The organism is Listeria aquatica FSL S10-1188 (genome assembly GCF_000525795.1).
GTDB classification, from domain to species: domain Bacteria; phylum Bacillota; class Bacilli; order Lactobacillales; family Listeriaceae; genus Listeria; species Listeria aquatica.
Map to the genome: position 1 here is coordinate 23,300 of NZ_AOCG01000005.1, position 17,171 is coordinate 40,470.

The window sequence follows — 17,171 nt, forward strand, 5'->3', positions numbered from 1 at the left end:
TTTTCAGCATGACACTTTCAGATATTGAAATTGCTCATAAAAGTGAAAAATTACCAATTGAAGATGTTGCAAAAGAAGTAGGAATTGAAAAGTCGGAGCTTGAACTTTACGGGAACTATAAAGCAAAGGTTGCTGTAGACGATTTAGAACAGGCCAAAGCAAAGCTCATTCTTGTTACGGCAATCACACCAACTCCAGCGGGAGAAGGGAAAACGACGACTTCTGTAGGTCTTAGCGATGGACTTCGGAAAATTGGAAAGAAAGCGATCAGCGCTTTGCGCGAACCTTCACTTGGACCAGTTTTTGGTGTGAAAGGTGGGGCGGCTGGTGGAGGATATGCACAGGTTGTACCGATGGAAGATATTAATCTACATTTTACAGGCGACTTTCATGCAATCGGTGCGGCTAATAATCTACTTGCGGCTTTAATTGATAACCACATTCAACAAGGAAACAAGCTTGGAATTGATAATCGCAGAATCACATGGAAGCGGGTCGTTGACATGAATGACCGTCAGCTTCGTCATATCGTTAATGGACTTGGTGGTAAAGCGCAAGGTGTGCCTCGGGAAGATGGATTTGATATTACAGTTGCATCCGAAGTGATGGCTATCCTTTGTCTTGCGAATGATATTCATGACTTAAAAGAAAAAATTAAAAACGGATTATTATCGGCTATACACGTGATAATGATCCAATCACAGCAGGTGATCTAAAAGCAGATGGAGCTATGGCGGCGCTACTGAAAGATGCGATTAAGCCGAACCTTGTTCAAACGTTAGAGCATACGCCAGCCTTTATTCATGGGGGGCCATTTGCGAATATTGCTCACGGTTGTAATAGTGTACTTGCTACGAAAACAGCGATGAAATATGCGGATTATGTAGTTACAGAAGCTGGGTTTGGTGCGGATCTCGGTGCCGAAAAGTTCATTGACATTAAATGTCGGAAGTCTGGCTTAAGACCAGATGCGGCGGTTCTTGTAGCAACGGTGCGTGCGCTTAAGATGCACGGCGGCGTGGAGAAAAAAGATTTGGGTGCAGAAAACGTGGATGCAGTTGTAAAAGGCATGCCAAACTTGGAAAAACATCTTGAAAACATTCAGAATGTTTACGGGCTTCCTGCTGTTGTTGCGATTAACAAGTTTCCTACGGATACGGATGCGGAACTGAAAGCAGTTGAGGATGCTTGTCAAAAATATGGTGCAAATGTTGTTCTTTCTGATGTTTGGGCAAATGGTGGTAATGGTGGAGTCGAACTTGCAAAAGAAGTCGTTCGTCTTGCTGAACAACCTAATCATTTCCAGTTTGTTTATGATGATGAGGATTCACTTGAAGAAAAATTGGAAAAAATCGTAACCAAAGTTTATGGCGGAAAAGGAATCGAATTAACGCCAGCTGCTCGTAAAGAATTGAAGCACATCGAAGAAATGGGCTATGGACACTTACCAATTTGTATGGCAAAAACACAATATTCATTCTCAGATGATGCGAAGAAGATTGGGCGTCCTGAGGGCTTTACGATCACGATTAAAGAAGTTAAAATCTCTGCAGGTGCTGGCTTTGTTGTAGCTCTTACAGGAGCGATTATGACAATGCCTGGACTTCCGAAAGTGCCTGCTGCTGAAAATATTCAAGTAGATGATAACGGCGTGATTTCTGGTTTGTTCTAAGTAGAAATGAAGAAGGAGGAGGGGAAGTCATGAATAGAATTATAAGGCGAAAATCAGAGTATAAGAAGAGCATTTGGCCTGGCGGAACGACAACGGAACTTTTGATTTGGCCGGAAAAAGCGCTGTATGAAGAACGTAATTTTATATACCGGATTTCAACGGCGACTGTAAATTTGCCAACTTCGACTTTCACCTCCTTGTCTTCTTATTGGCGAGAACTGATGATTCTAGATGGCGAGATTGAACTGTTTCACGAAAGCGCTTCAAGAAGGCGAGAAGTAAAACTTTCTGCTTTTGAACAAGACAGCTTTAGCGGAGCAGAGACTACGACAAGTTACGGGCAATGTACAGATTTCAATTTAATTTATACACCTACCTATACCGGATCATTATCTTTGATAAAACCGGAAGAAAAATATGAAATAGAAAAAGGGGCCGATTATTTTTATTATTCTTTGGTCGAAGAGATGCAGATTCGTTTTTCAGACGGTCAAACAGCCGTACTAGGGAAAGGGGACAGTCTATTTCTTCAAGCTGTTGACCAAATGACGATACAGCCGGTTGCAAATACATATTCTTCTTCTGACATTATTGCGATCGAAGCAAAAATCAGCAATATAAAAAGATGATACGAAAACGTGTATAGTCATGCCCGTCATAGTGAGAGGGGACAGAAAATGGCTACACAAACGTCAAATGAAAAGTCAAAATTCAGTTTGAGTGGAGCGACATTGTATGGAATCAATGCCGTGATTGGTTCAGGAATCTTCTTATTACCCAGAACTATTTATGAAGGACTTGGACCAGCATCTTTAATTGCAATGTTAGTAGATGTATTGTTGGTATTACTTTTAGCACTTTGCTTTGCCGAAGTCGCAGGCTATTTTGATAAAAATGGCGGTGCTTTTCAGTATTCAAAAGCGGCTTTTGGAGATTTTGTCGGATTTAATGTCGGCGTGCTTGGTTGGGCGGTTACCGTTATTGCATGGGGGGCTATGGCAGCCGGCTTTGCACGTTTGTTTGTTGCACTAGTACCATCATTTAAGCCTTTTGAAATGTGGATTGCTGTGATATTGATTATTTTACTTTCAGTTATTAACAGCTTTGGTGTGAAGACATCTAAGATTTTTACGATTACGATTACCATTGCAAAATTAATTCCAATTGTGGCCTTTGTTGTGATTGCTATTTTCTTTATTAAAGGCGGAATTAATGCTGGCAACTTTACACCATTTGTTCAACTTGAACCGGGAAAAAATTTCCTACAAGGAATGAGCTCGTCGGCACTAGTGGTTTTCTATGCTTTCATTGGTTTTGAAGCATTACCTGTTGTTGCTGGCGAAATGCGAAATCCCAAAAAGAATGTTCCAAAAGCGATTATTATGTCGATCATCATCGTGTCTTTGCTATATTTCTTGATTATTGCTGGAACAATTGCCCAACTAGGAAATGGAATTTTGAGTACGGATACACCCGTGCAAGATGCGTTTACTAAAATAATTGGACCAGTTGGAGGATTTATCATTACGATTGGTGCTTTGATTTCAGTAGGTGGTTTAAATACAGGGGATTCGATGATGATTCCTCGATATGCGTGTTCAATTGCTGAAGATGGCCTTTTACCAAAAGCTTTTGCAAAAAAAAAATAAGCATGAAGCACCGATTTTTTCGATTGTCGTTTCTGGTATTTTAGCCGTACTTTTAGTGATGAGTGGTTCGTTTGAACAATTGGCTCAATTGAGTGTGTTGATGAGATTTATTCAATATATTCCAACGGCTCTTTCTGTTATTGCACTGCGCAAAAAAGGGCTCGAAGATCCAGGATTTAAAATGCGTTTCGGACCTTTTATCGCAGTTTTAAGTGTTATCGTGAGTCTTTGGATTATGTCATCTTCAAGCTTGATCAATATTATCTTTACAATGGGAGCTATTTGCATCACGAGCATTCTTTACTTTGTGATGTACGGGAAAAAAAGGACGTCAAGGCGAAAAAAATGGAAGACTAGCAAATTAAAAACATGAAGAGGTGTGGAAAATGACGAAAGAAGTAATTTTAACAGGAAACGATTTAACGCTAGATGATGTTATAGGTGTGGCACGAGAAGGTTGGTCAGTAAAAATTTCAGCAGAAGCTATCGAAGCTGTAAAAAAAATCGCGTGAGATCATTGGTGATATTATTGCTAATAACCGCGTGACTTACGGGGTAACGACTGGTTTTGGTTCTCTTGTAAGCGTTAGCATTTCGCCGGAAGATGCAAGTGAACTACAAGAAAATTTGATTAGAACGCATTCAAGCGGTTTTGGAGATCCGCTTTCACGTGAAGAAGTTCGGGCAACAATGCTAATTCGAATTAATTCACTTGTCAAAGGCTGTTCAGGAATCCGTCTTAGCACGGTAGAAACGCTCCTAGCAATGCTTAACAAAGATGTTGTACCGTTTATTCCAGAAAAAGGCTCACTTGGAGCTTCAGGGGATCTGGCGCCGCTTGCGCACATGGTTTTACCGATGCTTGGCCTTGGCCGTGCTTACTTTTCTGGCGAATTGCTTTCTGGGAAAGAAGCGATGCAGAAGGCAGGAATCGACACGATCCACTTAGCAGCTAAAGAAGGACTTGCGCTTATCAATGGCACAACCGTTTTGACTGCAGTTGGAGCGCTTGCTACTTATGATGCAGTCGAACTTGTTAAATTGTCGGATATTGCTGGGGCATTATCGCTTGAAGTTCATAATGGGATTGTCGATGTGTTTGACGAAGCTCTTCACCGGATTCGTCCACAATATGGCCAGCTGGCGACTGCACAAAATATGCGGAATTTAGTGGCAGGCAGTACTAAGGTGGTGCATGCTTCAACAGAACGAGTTCAAGACCCATATACGCTACGCTGCATCCCGCAAATTCACGGTGCAAACAAAGATAGCATTAGCTACGTGAAAGCAAAAGTAGAAATTGAAATTAATTCGGCAACGGATAATCCGATTGTAACAGAAAGTGGAAAAGTCATTTCAGGCGGAAACTTCCACGGAGAACCTCTCGCTCAACCTTTTGATTTTCTAGGAATTGCGGCATCAGAAATCGGTAATGTTTCTGAGCGCCGGGTAGAACGCCTCGTCAATCACTCGTTAAGTGGACTTCCTTCGTTTCTTGTCAAACATCCAGGGCTTAACTCTGGCTTCATGATCACGCAATATGCGGCTGCTGCACTCGTTTCGGAGAACAAAGTACTTTCGCACCCAGCGAGTGTTGATTCGATTCCGTCATGTGAAAATCAGGAAGACTTTGTCAGCATGGGGACGATCGCTGCTAGAAAAGCACGTGATATTGTGAACAACTCTCGGCGTGTTGTTGCAACTGAAATTATGGCTGCTTGCCAAGCACTAGACTTTGATGAAAAACAAGCTGGGAAGCTCGGCAAGGGAACACAAGTAGCTTATGATACGTTCCGTAAGAGCTCAAGCTTTATTGAAAATGACCACGACATTGAAATTTATGACGAACTAGAAAAAGCAACTGAGGTTCTTACAAGTGGTCGTTTAGTAAAAGCAGTGGAAGAAGTTGTTTCGCTTGAGTTGCAAGTCAAATAAGTGATTTTTAAGAAGAAGCGCCGGGCGAAGAACCGACGCTTTTTTTTGGAGAGGAGAGAGGAGCAATATGCAGCCTATTTTATTAATTGATTTTGGCAGTACTTTTACAAAACTGGTTGCAGTGGATTTAAAACGTCCAGCTGTTCTTGCGGCGGCGCAAAGTGAAACAACGGTTCAAACGGATATTCGAGATGGATATTTGCGTGCGCTTCAAAAAATCGAACAGCAAATTGGGACGACTGATTTTGAGGAGCATTTGGCTTGCTCTTCTGCACGTGGCGGTTTCAAATTGATTGTCATTGGGCTTACAGAAAGTTTAACAACAGAAGCGGCGAAACGCGCGGTTTTAGGAGCTGGGGCGCGTATTTTAAAAGTTTACGCACCGCTTATCACGGATCAGGATTTGCAAGAAATGGCTGAGATTAACCCCGATGCTATTTTACTGGCTGGTGGAACGGACGGCGGGAATCAGTCCTATATTTTGCAAAATGCCAAAAAACTGATGAAACTTCGTCAAAATGCTGCAATTGTTGTGGCTGGAAATCAGCGAGCATATGTAGAAATTGAGCGGATTTTGAAAGATTCCTCTCATGAATATTATTTGACTGAAAATGTGATGCCTAAAGCTGGGGTTTTAGTGACGGAGCCAGTGCGTCAGGTATTACGTGATATTTTTATGAAAAAAATCGTGGAAGCAAAAGGATTCGAAGCCGTTTCTCTATACATAGGACGAATTGTTTTACCTACTCCAACGGCTGTTTTGAAAGCGGCAAGTCTGCTTGCTTATGGCACGAAACGGGAAGCGGGACTTGGCGAATTAGCGGTGGTGGATGTCGGCGGGGCGACGACCGATGTTCACTCGGTCAGTAGACAACAAGCGGTGAATGAACCGGATATTTTTTTAACAGGACTTGCTGAACCTGTTTTAAAGCGAACGGTAGAAGGGGATCTTGGGATGCGCTATTCGGCATACAGCTTGTACCAAGCGGTTGGGGAGTCTCAAATTGTGCATTACTTTACTGGATGCGCACCGGAAATTTGTGAAGGCTGTCTATTTCGGGAAGCGCACCCGGAATTTATTCCGCAAAGTGAGGAAGAGCGCCGTTTGGACGATGCCATTGCGAGCAGTGCGATTCAAAAAGCAGTAGAGCGTCACTCGGGTTTCTTGAAAAAAGTGGCTACACCCACTCGGTATGTGTATGAACAAACGGGGAAGGATTTGCGCTATTTGAAGGCTATTGTTGGAACTGGTGGAGCATTGATTCATAGTGGCTACCCGAAACGTGTTCTTCATGCAGCAACGGACAGGGCGAATTCTAGGCAGCTTTTACCGGAAGATCCAGCTCTTTTTTTGGATCAGGATTATGTGTTACAGATGATGGGACTTTTGTCAGAGCGCTATCCGGATGTGGCGTTAGGTCTTATGAAAAGGCACTTACGTGCGCTTTAGCGGTCATGGAAAGTGTGTTATACTGAAGGCGATGCTAATCAAAGGAGTTGAGGGCAGATGCTTGGACCAAATCCGGATGCGCTTTACCCGCATGAAGCTATTTCATCGCTTGTGTTTATTAAAAACTGTGTGAAAAATCCGAATATCATTGTAGGAAATTATTCTTATTATGATGACCCTGAAAATCCAGAGCGTTTCGAAGAGCATGTGGAGCATTTATATGATTTTCTTTCTGATAAGCTTATTATTGGGAAGTTTTGTGCGATTGCTAAGGGGATTCGTTTTATCATGAACGGGGCGAATCACCGGATGGATTCTGCAACGACGTACCCGTTTAATATTTTGGGGCATGGGTTAGAGAAGGCAACGCCTAGTTTGGTGGATCTTCCGTTTAAAGGTGACACGGTAATTGGAAATGATGTTTGGATTGGGCAAGAGGTCACGATTATGCCTGGGATTACAGTGGGGGATGGGGCTATTATTGCCGCAAATTCCGTTTTGACAAAGGATGTTTCGCCTTATACGATTGTTGGAGGAAATCCGGCTAGCCTAATTCGGGCTCGGTTTAGCGAGGAAATTATTGCTTATTTACTTGAACTCAAGTGGTGGGATTTCCCGCCTGAAAAAATTTGGCGTAACTTGGATGTGCTTTGTGACACGGATCTTACATTAGAGAAATTACAGCAAATGAAATGAAAGAAGGAATTTTTGGAGATGTTGATGCCTGATTTGATGGAACTACTTGAAAACATGCAGCCGGATCAAAAAATCAATTATGATCGCTTGTTGGAAAAAATGATTCTTACTTGGCAGGAAGAAGGGGTTCGCCCGAAAATTTTATTGCATAGTTGTTGTGCGCCTTGTAGTACGTATACTCTCGAATATTTAACGAAGTATGCAGATGTGACGCTTTATTTTGCCAATTCGAATATTCACCCGCGACTCGAATTTGAACGGCGCAAAGAGGTGCAAGCGGATTTTGTTGCGGCTTTTAATGAAAGAACGGGTCAACAAGTTGAGTTTATCGCGGAAGCTTACCAGCCGCAAGAATTTTTGTGTGTGGTAAAGGGGCTTGAAGAGGAGCCAGAAGGTGGTTTACGCTGTTCCGCTTGTTTTCAGATGCGACTGACCAAACAGCATTAAAAGCGAAGGAACTGGGCGCTGATTATTTCGGTAGCGCGCTCACGATCAGTCCGCACAAAAATAGTTCACTGATTAATTCGATCGGTGCGGAAGTGCAGCAGCTTTATGATATGCGCTATCTTCCAAGTGATTTTAAGAAAAAAGGTGGCTATAAACGGTCCGTTGAAATGTGTGAGGAATATGATATTTACAGACAATGTTACTGCGGGTGCATTTTTGCCGCGAAACAGCAGAACGTGGATTTAAAGCAAGTAAGTCAAGAAGCAAAGGCTTATCTGCAAGCAAAAAAAGAGACTTGAAGAAGTCTCTTTTTTTTGCGCTTTATTCGGCAGACAAGTCCACGTTGTGATAGACTTTTTGAACGTCTTCAAGATCTTCAAGGGCATCGATCATTTTTTCGAATTTAACCAAATCGTCTCCGTCAAGTGTGACTTCGTTTTGTGGAAGCATTTCAATTTCAGCAATGCTAAACTCGTCGATTCCTGCAGCCTTTAGGGCTTCTTGGACTTGATGAAAATCGCTTGGCTCGGCATAAATGATCGCTTGACCGTCTTCATCAAGAATATCGCGTACGTCTACGTCTGCTTCCATCAGGATTTCAAGCAGGTCATCCGCGCTTTTGTCTGCGACACCAAAAACGGCTGTGTTATCGAACATGTAAGAAACGGCTCCACTTACACCCATGTTTCCGCCATTTTTACTGTAAGCGGCACGTACATCAGAAGCTGTTCGGTTGACGTTGTTCGTTAAGGCATCAACAATCACCATAGAACCGTTTGGTCCGAAACCTTCATAACGGAGCTCGGAGTAGTTTTCATCGCCAGTTCCTTTTGCTTTTTCAATGGCGCGATCAATGATGTGCTTCGGTACGTTATAGGTTTTTGCTCGTTCAATAACGAAACGCAATTTCTGGTTTGCATGAGGATCTGGTTCGCCTTGCTTGGCTGCTACATAAATTTCAATCCCGAATTTTGCATAGATTCGGCTGTTATTTGTATCTTTTGACGCTTTTTTTTTCTTTAATATTTGCCCATTTACGGCCCATTAGGAACACTCTCTTTCTAATTTAACTTAAGACTCTTTGTTTATTATATCGGGTCTTCGTTGTTTTGTTAAGTAGCAGGATAAAAATTCCTGTGAAAAAATGTACAGATGGGCTATAATGGAGGTAATTCATGAATGGAGGAAGATGATAAATGTCAAACTTACCAAATTGTCCGGAATGTAAATCAACTTATACGTACGAGGATCGCGGGCTTTTGATTTGCCCTGAATGTGGCTTTGAATGGAGCCCTGGGGAAGAAGCGAGCGGGCAAGAAGAATTCGTTGTGCGTGATGCCAATGGGACAGTTCTTGTTGATGGGGATTCTGTAACGGTGATTAAGGATTTGAAAGTTAAGGGGAGTTCCTCAGCACTTAAAATCGGCACGAAAGTGAAAAATATCCGTCTTGTAGAAGGCGATCATAATATTGATTGTAAAATTGATGGCTTCGGTGCAATGAAATTGAAGTCAGAATTTGTTAAGAAAAATGGCTGATAATGATTGTGCTTTTATTAAGAAGCAAAAAAAAACAAGCTTTCGAAAACTGATGTTGCGTTTTCGAAAGCTTGTTTTTATTTGTGTTCTTTACTTTTCTTGCGAAGTGCTTTGGCTTCTTTACGCCACCAGAGCGCTTTTTTGGGATTGTTTACCATTTTTTTAGCTTCTGCTTTTGTCTCTACGGCTGGAAGTGAACCGCGAAGTGATTTACCAGATGTTTGCTTAAACATAAGGGTAAACACAATCATGCCGATCACACCAACGATCACAAGATAGAAGGATGGCATTAAATTGTTGCCGGTTTTGTCTATCAAGAAAGAGGCGATCATCGGTGTTGTTCCGCCAAATATTGATACGGATACGTTAAAGGAAACAGATAATGCCCGGTAACGTACGTCGGTGAAAAATAAGGTTGGTAACATAGATGGGACGGTTCCTTCAAAGCAAGATAAACAAAGTGCTAGGAGAAGAAGTCCTAGGAAAACGGTCAGGATGTTATCATCACGTAGTAGCAAGAAGGCTGGGATGGCAAAGAGAATTAAGCCAACAAGGCCAATTTGTGTGATGATTTTATTGCCGAATTTGTCACTCAAATGCCCCATTAAAATGACGGTTGGAATCATAAACAGCATAACGACTAAAATGAGTAAGAGCGACTTCGAGTTTTCGTAACCGAGAACAGCGTTTAGATGCGATGGCATATAAGATAAGAGCATGTAGCTTGTGATGTTGAAAAAGGCAACGATGACGATACATAAGAACAATTCTTTTTTGAAATATAAAAAGATGTCTTTAAAGGTTGGTTGTTTTTCCGTTTCACCTTGGTCTTGCTCGGATTCTTGAATTTCTTGGAAAGCTTGGGTTTCATCTAAACTGGTTCGTAAGTAAAATCCGATGAGACCAAGTGGTGCGGCAACGAAGAAAGGAATTCTCCATCCCCAATCTACCATTCCCTGATCCCCTAAGATAAAGGTTAGAAGTGTAACAAGTCCGCTTCCGGCGATGTAACCGGATAGGGTTCCGACTTCCAGTCCACTTCCTAGAATGCCTCGCTTTTTGTCAGGCGAGGATTCTGCTATGTATGTCATGGCTCCTGAGTATTCGCCGCCGGTTGAAAAACCTTGGACAAGTCGCGCAGCAAGTAGCAGGAACGAGGCGGTTAAGCCAATAGACTGATAACTTGGGATAAGGCCGATACAAAGTGTTGAAAAGGCCATCATTAAGATCGTAATGGTCAACACGCGTTTCCTGCCTAAGCGGTCTCCAAGTGCTCCGAAAACGAAGCCGCCGATTGGTCGCATGATAAAGGCGATCGCGAATGTGGCGAAGGTGTAAACGAGTTGCATAGTCCCTTCCATTTCTGGGAAGAAAACTTTCCCAATTGTAACAGCGAGGTAGGAATAAATTCCAAAATCAAACCATTCCATCGCGTTTCCGAGTCCAGTTGCGAAAACGGCTTTTCGTGCTTGGCTTGTGTCGATAATCGTCATATCATTAGGTAGTAATTTTCTTTTTTTTGGTTGTATTCATTCATATTGCTCCCTTTGTATAGTTCTTTTGCTTCATTTTACCACAAATGTGAATTTGTAAACGCACTTTTTGGTTTTTAGTCAGAAGAAAGTTGATCAAGCAAAACGATTGTTCATCGTTTCGATTTGGGAGTATACTTAAATTGTAAGCGCAAATATTTTAACTGAAGGAGAGAATGGTCATGAGATTAAAAGGCAAAGTAGCGATTATTACAGGTGGTGCAAGTGGGATTGGTAAAGCAACGGTTGAGCGTTTTGTTCGCGAAGGGGCGAAAGTTGTGATTGCTGATTTCTCTGATAAAGGGGAAGAACTTGCACAAGAATTGCGTGATACTGGTTATGAAGCGATTTTTGTAAAAACGGATGTAACGAGTGAAGAAGATATTAAGCAAATGATTGAAAAAACGGTTGAATCATTTGGTAAACTGGATATTATGTTCGCCAACGCAGGGATTGCAAACGATGCGGATATTGATAAGCTTCCGTATGAAAAGTGGAAAAAAACGATTGATATTAACTTAAATGGTGTATTTTTATCGGATAAATACGCAATTGAACAAATGATAAAACAAGGTCATGGCGGTGCGATCGTGAATGCTGGTTCGATTCATAGTCTTGCAGGAAAACGTGGCGTAACGGCTTATGCTTCTGCAAAAGGTGGCGTTAAATTGCTAACGCAAACACTTGGCGCTACGTATGCGGAACATGGTATTCGGGTGAATGCAGTTGGACCGGGTTATATTGATACCCCGCTAATTGAAGAGGCTCAAGGAAAAGCACGTGAAGAATTGGTTTCACTTCATCCGATGGGCCGGTTAGGAAAACCAGAAGAAGTAGCAAATTGTGTTGTCTTTTTAGCAAGTGACGAAGCTTCCTTTGTTTCAGGAACGATTCTTGTTGTAGACGGAGCTTATACAGCTGTTTAATAAGGAAACAAAATAAGACTTTGAGTGTCGTGACAAGACGCTCGAAGTCTTATTTTTTTATATGTTCGATGATAAAATAAAAGGTCGCCTCGGTTTGTCTGGAATCTCCGCTTGTGACAAACTGGGCGGAGATCCAGATAAATAAAACTAGAAAGAGTGTAAGTACAATTCCGTGGATGATTTTTTTTCATTTGTTTCACCTCATGTGAAGGCTTCGGGTCTAACGTTCTCTGAAGCTTAATTTAAATGGCGTATTTTCTTTGTAGGCTTGAAAGTTGTAGCCATTTTTTTTGAGCGCATGGATGATCGCGGGAAGTGCTTCTAATGTGTTTTTTCGTTCATGCATCAAGATAACAAGGGGTTCTTTTTGTTTGGCTAGGGTGTTTGCTTGGGTTAAGACGGTTTCTACTACGCGAGTGGAACTTGTTTTGTAACGCCAATCGTTGCTGTCAATATTCCAGTCAAGCAGTGTGAAGCCCTTGTCTTTTGTTTCTTGATGAAGTGACGTGCTTAAATAAGTACTCCCGTAAGGGGCGCGAATTAAATTGCTTGTTACGCCTAGTTTTTCGCGTCCGGTTTTGCGGGCTTGCTCCATTTCGGCAAGGAATGTCGGATTGTTTTTACGGTAAAGCAAGCCAGCATCGTGTGTCATGCTATGCCAGCCAATGTTTGATCCAGATGCGAGCAGGGCTTTGGCGGTTTCTGGTTGGATGCGATTTAAGTTTTCGCCGATGAAAAAGAAGGTTGCAGGGACTTTTTCTTGTTGCAATAGGTGATTAAATCGGCTTAAAAATGGCGAAGGGCCGTCGTCAAAGGTTAGGAAAACGGTTTTATCCGTAACGGGTCTTGGTTTTGTTGGCTGGGATATTTTTTTAGGCGGCTTTTTGGCGCTCACTTTTTTTACGAGGGCTTTCTTGCTGACGACTTTTTCTTGCTTGGCTGGTTGCTTGGCAGTGCTCTCGGTGTTTAAAGTTCCCCAGAGTAACAAGCAAGCGGAGCTAAGTCCGAGCAAAATCAGGCAAGCAAGAACGGCAGGTTTCAGCCACAGCTTTTTTTTGTGTTCTTTTTTTTGCGCATTTTGGTTCTCCTTTTATTTGAGATAACTTGGTTTTTTTAGGTCATTTTGAAGCAGCGATGTTGGAATCACGAACGAAACGGTTCCCATGTAACCAGGTGCTACTTCGTAATCATTGAAGGAAAAGACAAGCTCGTTTTTGGCGTTGATGTAAAATCGTTTGGCTAGATTTTTTTCGCTGAGTGCGGCTTTAAGCTCGTTTTCGTCCCAATAAATTTTGTTGGGGTCTGCTTCGGTTTGTTTTTTCATTTGCTCTTGAATATTAGCTTGGATAAGCGAAATGTAGTGATCGTTTTTGAAAAGATCCGCAAGTTTGATGCGCTGCATTTTTTTTCTTGTCCATCACGAGATAAGTGTGCTCGGTGTAGCTACTCGCACGGGTTTCTTGGACAGTAAACTGAAGGACGAGTAGTTTTTTTTGTGTTGGTCATTTCTTTGTAATCGCTAGAAACGTAAAAATGTTCACCGTGATTTTGGCTAGCAAGCTGATATTCTTTATAAAGGGCTTCGCCCGTTTTATCGTAAGCATCGTTGAGTTTTTTCTCGAGTTCGGGATTTTTAAGACCACTTAGTTTGGGTGTTTTAATGTGTGCTTCTGTTGCTTTGTTTTTTTCTTGATAATTTTTGCCTGTAATGACGGTGATGATGTTTTTTAGAATGGGAACGTCGCTCATCGCGCGTGCAAGGGATTCATTTGTTGTAACAACAGTTAGAAAAATAGCCAGTAAGATGGGAACAGCAGCAATGAGACTCAAGCGCACGGGGTGGCGTTTCTTTTTGGGTTTCGCTGCGCTCAAGTTTTGGATCATTTGATCAAGCTCTTTATCTGGGATGGGGACTTGTCGATAAGCTTGTTTGAGTTGTTTTAGATCTTTATTCATGGACATTTTCATCCTCCTCGTCTAAATCAAGACGCAATAGCTGGAGTGCTTTATAAAGTCGCGTTTTGGTCGTACTGAGATTTTTACTAATAATATAAGAAATTTCTTGGATAGAAAGATCTTCGAAATAACGTAGAATGATGACGGTTTTATATTTCACGGGCAATCGTTCGAGTGCATGTTTTAAATCGAGATTTTCATATTGATCACTTGCGCCAGGCTGCAGGCTAGCCAAAACTTCGTGATCCATTAATGTGATTTTTTTTATTTTTTTCTCAAGAAATCGAGCGCAGTTCGCACGACGATTTTGTAAAACCAGCCCTTCATGTTTTCTTTCTTTTGAATGGTTGGGAGTTTTAACAAGGCTTTTTGGATAGATTCTTGAATAATATCAAGCGCGTCCGCTTGTGATTTAGTGTAGCTATAGGCCACACGATAAAAATCATCTTTATATTCAGTTACACATTCCAAAAAGCGCTCCTGTAAATTTTTATTCATACCGGTAGAAGCCTCCTAAAAATATCTCCACTTATTAGACGTATCAGAAAAGGAAAAAGTTTGTTTTTTTAAAGGTTTTTTTAGTTGTATGTTTATTTTTTGCACATAAAATTCCAAGTTAAACCTGATGGGAAATGTTGCTTTACAAGCTAAGTGGAAAGGGCTAGAATAAAAATACGAACGATTGTTCTTGGAGGAGTTGCCTTATGAATAAGGTTGTGTTAAAACAGAAATTGAGTATACTTCCAGAGTCGCCAGGGTGCTACATTTACAAAGATGCGGCGGGCGAGATTTTATATATTGGGAAATCCAAAAATTTAAAAAAAACGAGTGAAATCTTATTTTACGAAGACGCAAACTGGAAAAACAGCGCGTCTAGTTCATTATATTGAGGATTTAGAGTTGATTCTGACTGATTCAGAAAAAGAAGCGCTTCTACTTGAGATGTCGCTTATCATGAAGTATCAACCTCCTTATAATATCCTTTTAAAAGACGAAGTGCACTATTCTTATATAAAAATTACAAACGAAAAGAACCCAAGACTTGTAGTGACGCGCGAAATCAAAAAAGATGGGACTGCGTATTTCGGCCCGTACACTAGTAAATATTCGGCGGAAAAAACGAAGGAATTGCTTCAAAAAATTTATCCACTTTGTCATTGTAGTGGTAAAAAAGGGCGTCCTTGTTTTTACTATCACTTAGGGATGTGTATTGGTCCATGTGCGCGTGAAGTTTCCCAGCAAGAATATCAAGCGCAAATCAAACGGATTAAACACTTTTTTCATGCTGGACATTCAGCAGTTCGACGCGTGCTTGAAGAGCGGCGCGATTTAGCAGCCAGTGAGTGGCAATTTGAGCGGGCGCAGGAAGTTCAAGAATGGATTGAGGCACTTGAGCAAGTGACGGAAAAGCAAAAAGTGGTAATCAAAGACCGAGAAGACCGAGATGTCATTGATTTTGTCCATGATGCAGGTGTACTTTCGATTCAAATCTTTTTTGTGCGAAATGGTGCGATCGTTGGCAGGTCTGCTCAAATTCTGGAACAAGTGGAGGAAATGGATGGAGTGGTTGAGGCTTATGTTCAGTCATTTTATGAGCATCCAAATCATCTTTTGCCAAAAGAACTGCTTGTTAGCGCGGAGATCGATGCGAGAAAATTAGCAGAAGAATTAGGGGTTAAAGTGAAAACGCCAAAACGAGGCGAGAAAAGAGCAGTGCTTCAATTGGTACAGGAAAATGCTTGCAGCGCACTTCGCGCGCATTTTAAGATGCTCGATTATGAGTATGAAGAAGGAAATCCAAAGGGTGAGTTAGCTGAAAAAAAAGTAGCGTAGGTTTTGTATTACCATGAGGCAGCATTGAAGGCTGGGGATGGTGAAGGGGGATGTAAGAGATGGATGAATGGACATCAGGAAAGATCTTACAAATGAAATTTGGGGAATTTAAAGTTTTGAGGATAGAAAATCAAGAGTATGAGGGAATGGTTATTGAAATAGAGAAGAAAGGGATGAAAATAAGAAGTAGATTAGCTAAACAAACGCCTAAAAAAGATGGTTACTTTGTAGCATTTTGGGAAAAAAGTAATTCTCACGAAAATCAGGCTTTTTCTTATGAAGAAGAAACCATGTTGGCTATTGTGGTTAGAGATGGAGAGCGCGAAGGTATATTTATTTTTCCTAAGACTGTACTAATGGATAAAGGAATAGCTCGCTCTAAGGAACAAAAAGGAAAGATGGCGATGCGTGTTTATCCAGAATGGTGTCAAAATTTGAATAAAACTGCTCAAAAAACACAAAAATGGCAGAAGAATTATTTTTATAGGGTGGCGAGGAAATAAAAAGGAAGGTCTAGAACTTATGAGTTCTAGACTTGTTTCATATAGCGAAAGAAATAGATCTTTCATGTAGTCTTTAGGAACATATTGGTTTTTAAGTAAAATATTAAAAGTTAGACTAGAACAATTTAATCTAGTCTAACTTGAATCGAGTGAGAGTTTACTCTATATAAAAAGTAGCTCCTTATATTGTTTACTGATTTTCTTGCTCTTTATCCACCATTTAAATAAGGTTGCTTATTTATCAAAAAAGGCATTATTCTTTTTTTTAAAATGAGTTTTTTAAATCCTAGAGATGTGTTTTAGTTCATATTAATACTTTTAAGCCTAAACTGTCACAAATTAGACACAGACAACCAAAGAACATTGTGTTATTGTATACTTGTGGAAAATTAAAACAAAAGGAGATGGTGTAGAATGTCTGGACAAATCAGAATGACCCCAGCGGAATTACGTGACCGTGCGAAAACTTACGGCACAAGCGCACGGGATATTGAACAAATGCTACAACGCTTATCTCAAACCCAAGAACAACTTCGGAGCGAATGGGAAGGACAAGCTTTTGCACGCTTTGACGACCAATTCAATCAATTGAAACCGAAGGTAACGGAATTTGCGAACTTGATGGACCAAATTGAACAACAACTTCAAAAAACAGCCAGTGCTGTGGAAGAACAAGATCAACAACTTTCTCAAAACTTCGGGTTTTAAGCCTAATACCGAATACGCCCCTTATGAGTTTCTCGTAAGAGGCGTTTTTTCTTAAAAAAGTGGGAAGGAGAGGCTAAAAATGAGTACAGTAGCCAGCGATTTAGGGCAAGCTTCCGAAAAAGCGACGGCCCTTAAGCAAGCAGTTTCTATGCTTCAGGGGCAAGGAACAACCGTTACGAAGGATGAAGAAACAACGGTTGGAGGGAATACACAAGCACACACGGCGATTCAAGCAGAAGGCGAAGCGGTTTCCCAGATTGCGAATGCTTTAACGACGGCAAGTACGGACTTGCAAAGCGTCGCGGAGGCCTTTGCATCGAAAGATG

Annotated in this window: 18 protein-coding genes and 4 pseudogenes; 16 read left to right on the plus strand and 6 right to left on the minus strand. The window is 41.3% G+C overall.

The window, feature by feature from the left end:
• Positions 1-8: 8 nt before the first annotated feature.
• From MAQA_RS03845 to MAQA_RS03875, 9 genes and pseudogenes are all read left to right on the plus strand, one after another.
• Positions 9-1,672, plus strand: a pseudogene (locus MAQA_RS03845) (formate--tetrahydrofolate ligase).
• A gap of 29 nt (positions 1,673-1,701) precedes the next feature.
• Positions 1,702-2,301, plus strand: a complete 600-nt coding sequence (locus MAQA_RS13540; RefSeq protein ID WP_052008452.1) for a HutD family protein — start codon at positions 1,702-1,704, stop codon at positions 2,299-2,301.
• Positions 2,302-2,349: 48 nt separating this feature from the next.
• Positions 2,350-3,321 (plus strand): APC family permease, encoded by a 972-nt coding sequence (locus tag MAQA_RS03855; RefSeq protein ID WP_206537525.1) that lies wholly within the window; start codon positions 2,350-2,352, stop codon positions 3,319-3,321.
• On the plus strand, positions 3,305-3,694 hold the full coding sequence (locus MAQA_RS14855; protein WP_206537526.1) for an APC family permease: 390 nt from the start codon (positions 3,305-3,307) through the stop codon (positions 3,692-3,694). The genes MAQA_RS03855 and MAQA_RS14855 overlap by 17 nt, the downstream gene beginning before the upstream one ends.
• A 13-nt stretch (positions 3,695-3,707) precedes the next feature.
• Positions 3,708-3,833 carry a hypothetical protein gene (locus MAQA_RS16025; RefSeq protein WP_277619933.1) on the plus strand — a complete coding sequence of 42 codons (126 nt, stop codon included), beginning with the start codon at positions 3,708-3,710 and terminating at the stop codon, positions 3,831-3,833.
• 31 nt (positions 3,834-3,864) lie between these two features.
• Positions 3,865-5,256 (plus strand): histidine ammonia-lyase, encoded by a 1,392-nt coding sequence (hutH, locus tag MAQA_RS03860; protein WP_241463074.1) that lies wholly within the window; start codon positions 3,865-3,867, stop codon positions 5,254-5,256.
• Positions 5,257-5,323: 67 nt separating this feature from the next.
• Positions 5,324-6,706, plus strand: coding sequence for a methylaspartate mutase accessory protein GlmL (glmL, locus tag MAQA_RS03865; protein WP_036071572.1), 1,383 nt, complete (start codon positions 5,324-5,326; stop codon positions 6,704-6,706).
• A 57-nt stretch (positions 6,707-6,763) separates the two neighbouring features.
• Positions 6,764-7,402: a Vat family streptogramin A O-acetyltransferase gene (locus MAQA_RS03870; protein ID WP_036071574.1), complete on the plus strand. Its 639-nt coding sequence runs from the start codon at positions 6,764-6,766 to the stop codon at positions 7,400-7,402.
• Positions 7,403-7,438: 36 nt separating this feature from the next.
• Positions 7,439-8,148 (plus strand): annotated as a pseudogene (locus MAQA_RS03875) (epoxyqueuosine reductase QueH).
• A 22-nt stretch (positions 8,149-8,170) separates the two neighbouring features.
• On the opposite strand, the pseudogene MAQA_RS03880 reads toward MAQA_RS03875, so the two are convergent.
• A pseudogene (locus MAQA_RS03880) lies at positions 8,171-8,894 on the minus strand (YebC/PmpR family DNA-binding transcriptional regulator).
• Positions 8,895-9,045: 151 nt separating this feature from the next.
• Between MAQA_RS03880 and MAQA_RS03885 the strand changes: the two are divergent.
• Positions 9,046-9,387, plus strand: coding sequence for a zinc ribbon domain-containing protein YjdM (locus MAQA_RS03885; protein WP_036071577.1), 342 nt, complete (start codon positions 9,046-9,048; stop codon positions 9,385-9,387).
• 77 nt (positions 9,388-9,464) lie between these two features.
• On the opposite strand, the gene MAQA_RS03890 is transcribed toward MAQA_RS03885, so the two are convergent.
• Positions 9,465-10,880, minus strand: coding sequence for an MFS transporter (locus MAQA_RS03890; protein WP_052008453.1), 1,416 nt, complete (start codon positions 10,878-10,880; stop codon positions 9,465-9,467).
• Positions 10,881-11,101: 221 nt separating this feature from the next.
• On the opposite strand from MAQA_RS03890, the gene MAQA_RS03895 reads away from it, so the two are divergent.
• Positions 11,102-11,845 (plus strand): SDR family NAD(P)-dependent oxidoreductase, encoded by a 744-nt coding sequence (locus MAQA_RS03895; RefSeq protein ID WP_036071582.1) that lies wholly within the window; start codon positions 11,102-11,104, stop codon positions 11,843-11,845.
• A 220-nt stretch (positions 11,846-12,065) separates the two neighbouring features.
• Here MAQA_RS03895 and MAQA_RS03900 read toward each other — a convergent pair whose 3' ends face one another.
• From MAQA_RS03900 to MAQA_RS03910, 4 genes and pseudogenes are all read right to left on the minus strand, one after another.
• Positions 12,066-12,857, minus strand: a complete 792-nt coding sequence (locus tag MAQA_RS03900; protein WP_241463075.1) for a polysaccharide deacetylase family protein — start codon at positions 12,855-12,857, stop codon at positions 12,066-12,068.
• Positions 12,858-12,935: 78 nt separating this feature from the next.
• Positions 12,936-13,247 carry an RsiV family protein gene (locus MAQA_RS13545; protein WP_052008454.1) on the minus strand — a complete coding sequence of 104 codons (312 nt, stop codon included), beginning with the start codon at positions 13,245-13,247 and terminating at the stop codon, positions 12,936-12,938.
• A 41-nt stretch (positions 13,248-13,288) separates the two neighbouring features.
• Entirely contained in the window at positions 13,289-13,801 is a 513-nt protein-coding gene (locus tag MAQA_RS13550) for a DUF4163 domain-containing protein (protein ID WP_149023300.1), read from the minus strand.
• A pseudogene (locus tag MAQA_RS03910) lies at positions 13,794-14,299 on the minus strand (RNA polymerase sigma factor). The gene MAQA_RS13550 and the pseudogene MAQA_RS03910 overlap by 8 nt, the downstream one beginning before the upstream one ends.
• 206 nt (positions 14,300-14,505) lie before the next feature.
• Here MAQA_RS03910 and MAQA_RS13555 point away from each other — a divergent pair.
• The 5 genes from MAQA_RS13555 to MAQA_RS03930 form a co-directional block, all read left to right on the plus strand.
• On the plus strand, positions 14,506-14,691 hold the full coding sequence (locus tag MAQA_RS13555) for a hypothetical protein (RefSeq protein ID WP_052008456.1): 186 nt from the start codon (positions 14,506-14,508) through the stop codon (positions 14,689-14,691).
• The gene (uvrC, locus tag MAQA_RS03915) at positions 14,630-15,634 is read left to right on the plus strand and encodes an excinuclease ABC subunit UvrC (RefSeq protein WP_077913550.1); all 1,005 of its coding nucleotides are present in this window, start codon (positions 14,630-14,632) and stop codon (positions 15,632-15,634) included. Before MAQA_RS13555 ends, uvrC begins: the two co-directional genes overlap by 62 nt.
• A gap of 59 nt (positions 15,635-15,693) precedes the next feature.
• Positions 15,694-16,137, plus strand: coding sequence for a MepB family protein (locus MAQA_RS03920; protein ID WP_052008458.1), 444 nt, complete (start codon positions 15,694-15,696; stop codon positions 16,135-16,137).
• A 414-nt stretch (positions 16,138-16,551) separates the two neighbouring features.
• Positions 16,552-16,845 (plus strand): WXG100 family type VII secretion target, encoded by a 294-nt coding sequence (locus tag MAQA_RS03925; protein WP_036071587.1) that lies wholly within the window; start codon positions 16,552-16,554, stop codon positions 16,843-16,845.
• A gap of 79 nt (positions 16,846-16,924) precedes the next feature.
• On the plus strand, positions 16,925-17,171 hold a 247-nt coding region (locus MAQA_RS03930; protein WP_036071589.1), incomplete at its 3' end, for a TIGR04197 family type VII secretion effector.

What these genes read in the sequence shown, in the direction of transcription:
- MAQA_RS13540 (WP_052008452.1), top strand. Translation starts at nt 1,702, where the DNA reads ATGAATAGAATTATAAGGCGAAAATCAGAGTATAAGAAGAGCATTTGG.
- MAQA_RS03855 (WP_206537525.1), top strand. Translation starts at nt 2,350, where the DNA reads ATGGCTACACAAACGTCAAATGAAAAGTCAAAATTCAGTTTGAGTGGA.
- MAQA_RS16025 (WP_277619933.1), top strand. Translation starts at nt 3,708, where the DNA reads ATGACGAAAGAAGTAATTTTAACAGGAAACGATTTAACGCTAGATGAT.
- glmL (WP_036071572.1), top strand. Translation starts at nt 5,324, where the DNA reads ATGCAGCCTATTTTATTAATTGATTTTGGCAGTACTTTTACAAAACTG.
- MAQA_RS03870 (WP_036071574.1), top strand. Translation starts at nt 6,764, where the DNA reads ATGCTTGGACCAAATCCGGATGCGCTTTACCCGCATGAAGCTATTTCA.
- MAQA_RS03885 (WP_036071577.1), top strand. Translation starts at nt 9,046, where the DNA reads ATGTCAAACTTACCAAATTGTCCGGAATGTAAATCAACTTATACGTAC.
- MAQA_RS03890 (WP_052008453.1), bottom strand. Translation starts at nt 10,880, where the DNA reads ATGACGATTATCGACACAAGCCAAGCACGAAAAGCCGTTTTCGCAACT.
- MAQA_RS03895 (WP_036071582.1), top strand. Translation starts at nt 11,102, where the DNA reads ATGAGATTAAAAGGCAAAGTAGCGATTATTACAGGTGGTGCAAGTGGG.
- MAQA_RS13545 (WP_052008454.1), bottom strand. Translation starts at nt 13,247, where the DNA reads ATGCAGCGCATCAAACTTGCGGATCTTTTCAAAAACGATCACTACATT.
- MAQA_RS13550 (WP_149023300.1), bottom strand. Translation starts at nt 13,801, where the DNA reads ATGAATAAAGATCTAAAACAACTCAAACAAGCTTATCGACAAGTCCCC.
- MAQA_RS13555 (WP_052008456.1), top strand. Translation starts at nt 14,506, where the DNA reads ATGAATAAGGTTGTGTTAAAACAGAAATTGAGTATACTTCCAGAGTCG.
- MAQA_RS03920 (WP_052008458.1), top strand. Translation starts at nt 15,694, where the DNA reads ATGGATGAATGGACATCAGGAAAGATCTTACAAATGAAATTTGGGGAA.
- MAQA_RS03925 (WP_036071587.1), top strand. Translation starts at nt 16,552, where the DNA reads ATGTCTGGACAAATCAGAATGACCCCAGCGGAATTACGTGACCGTGCG.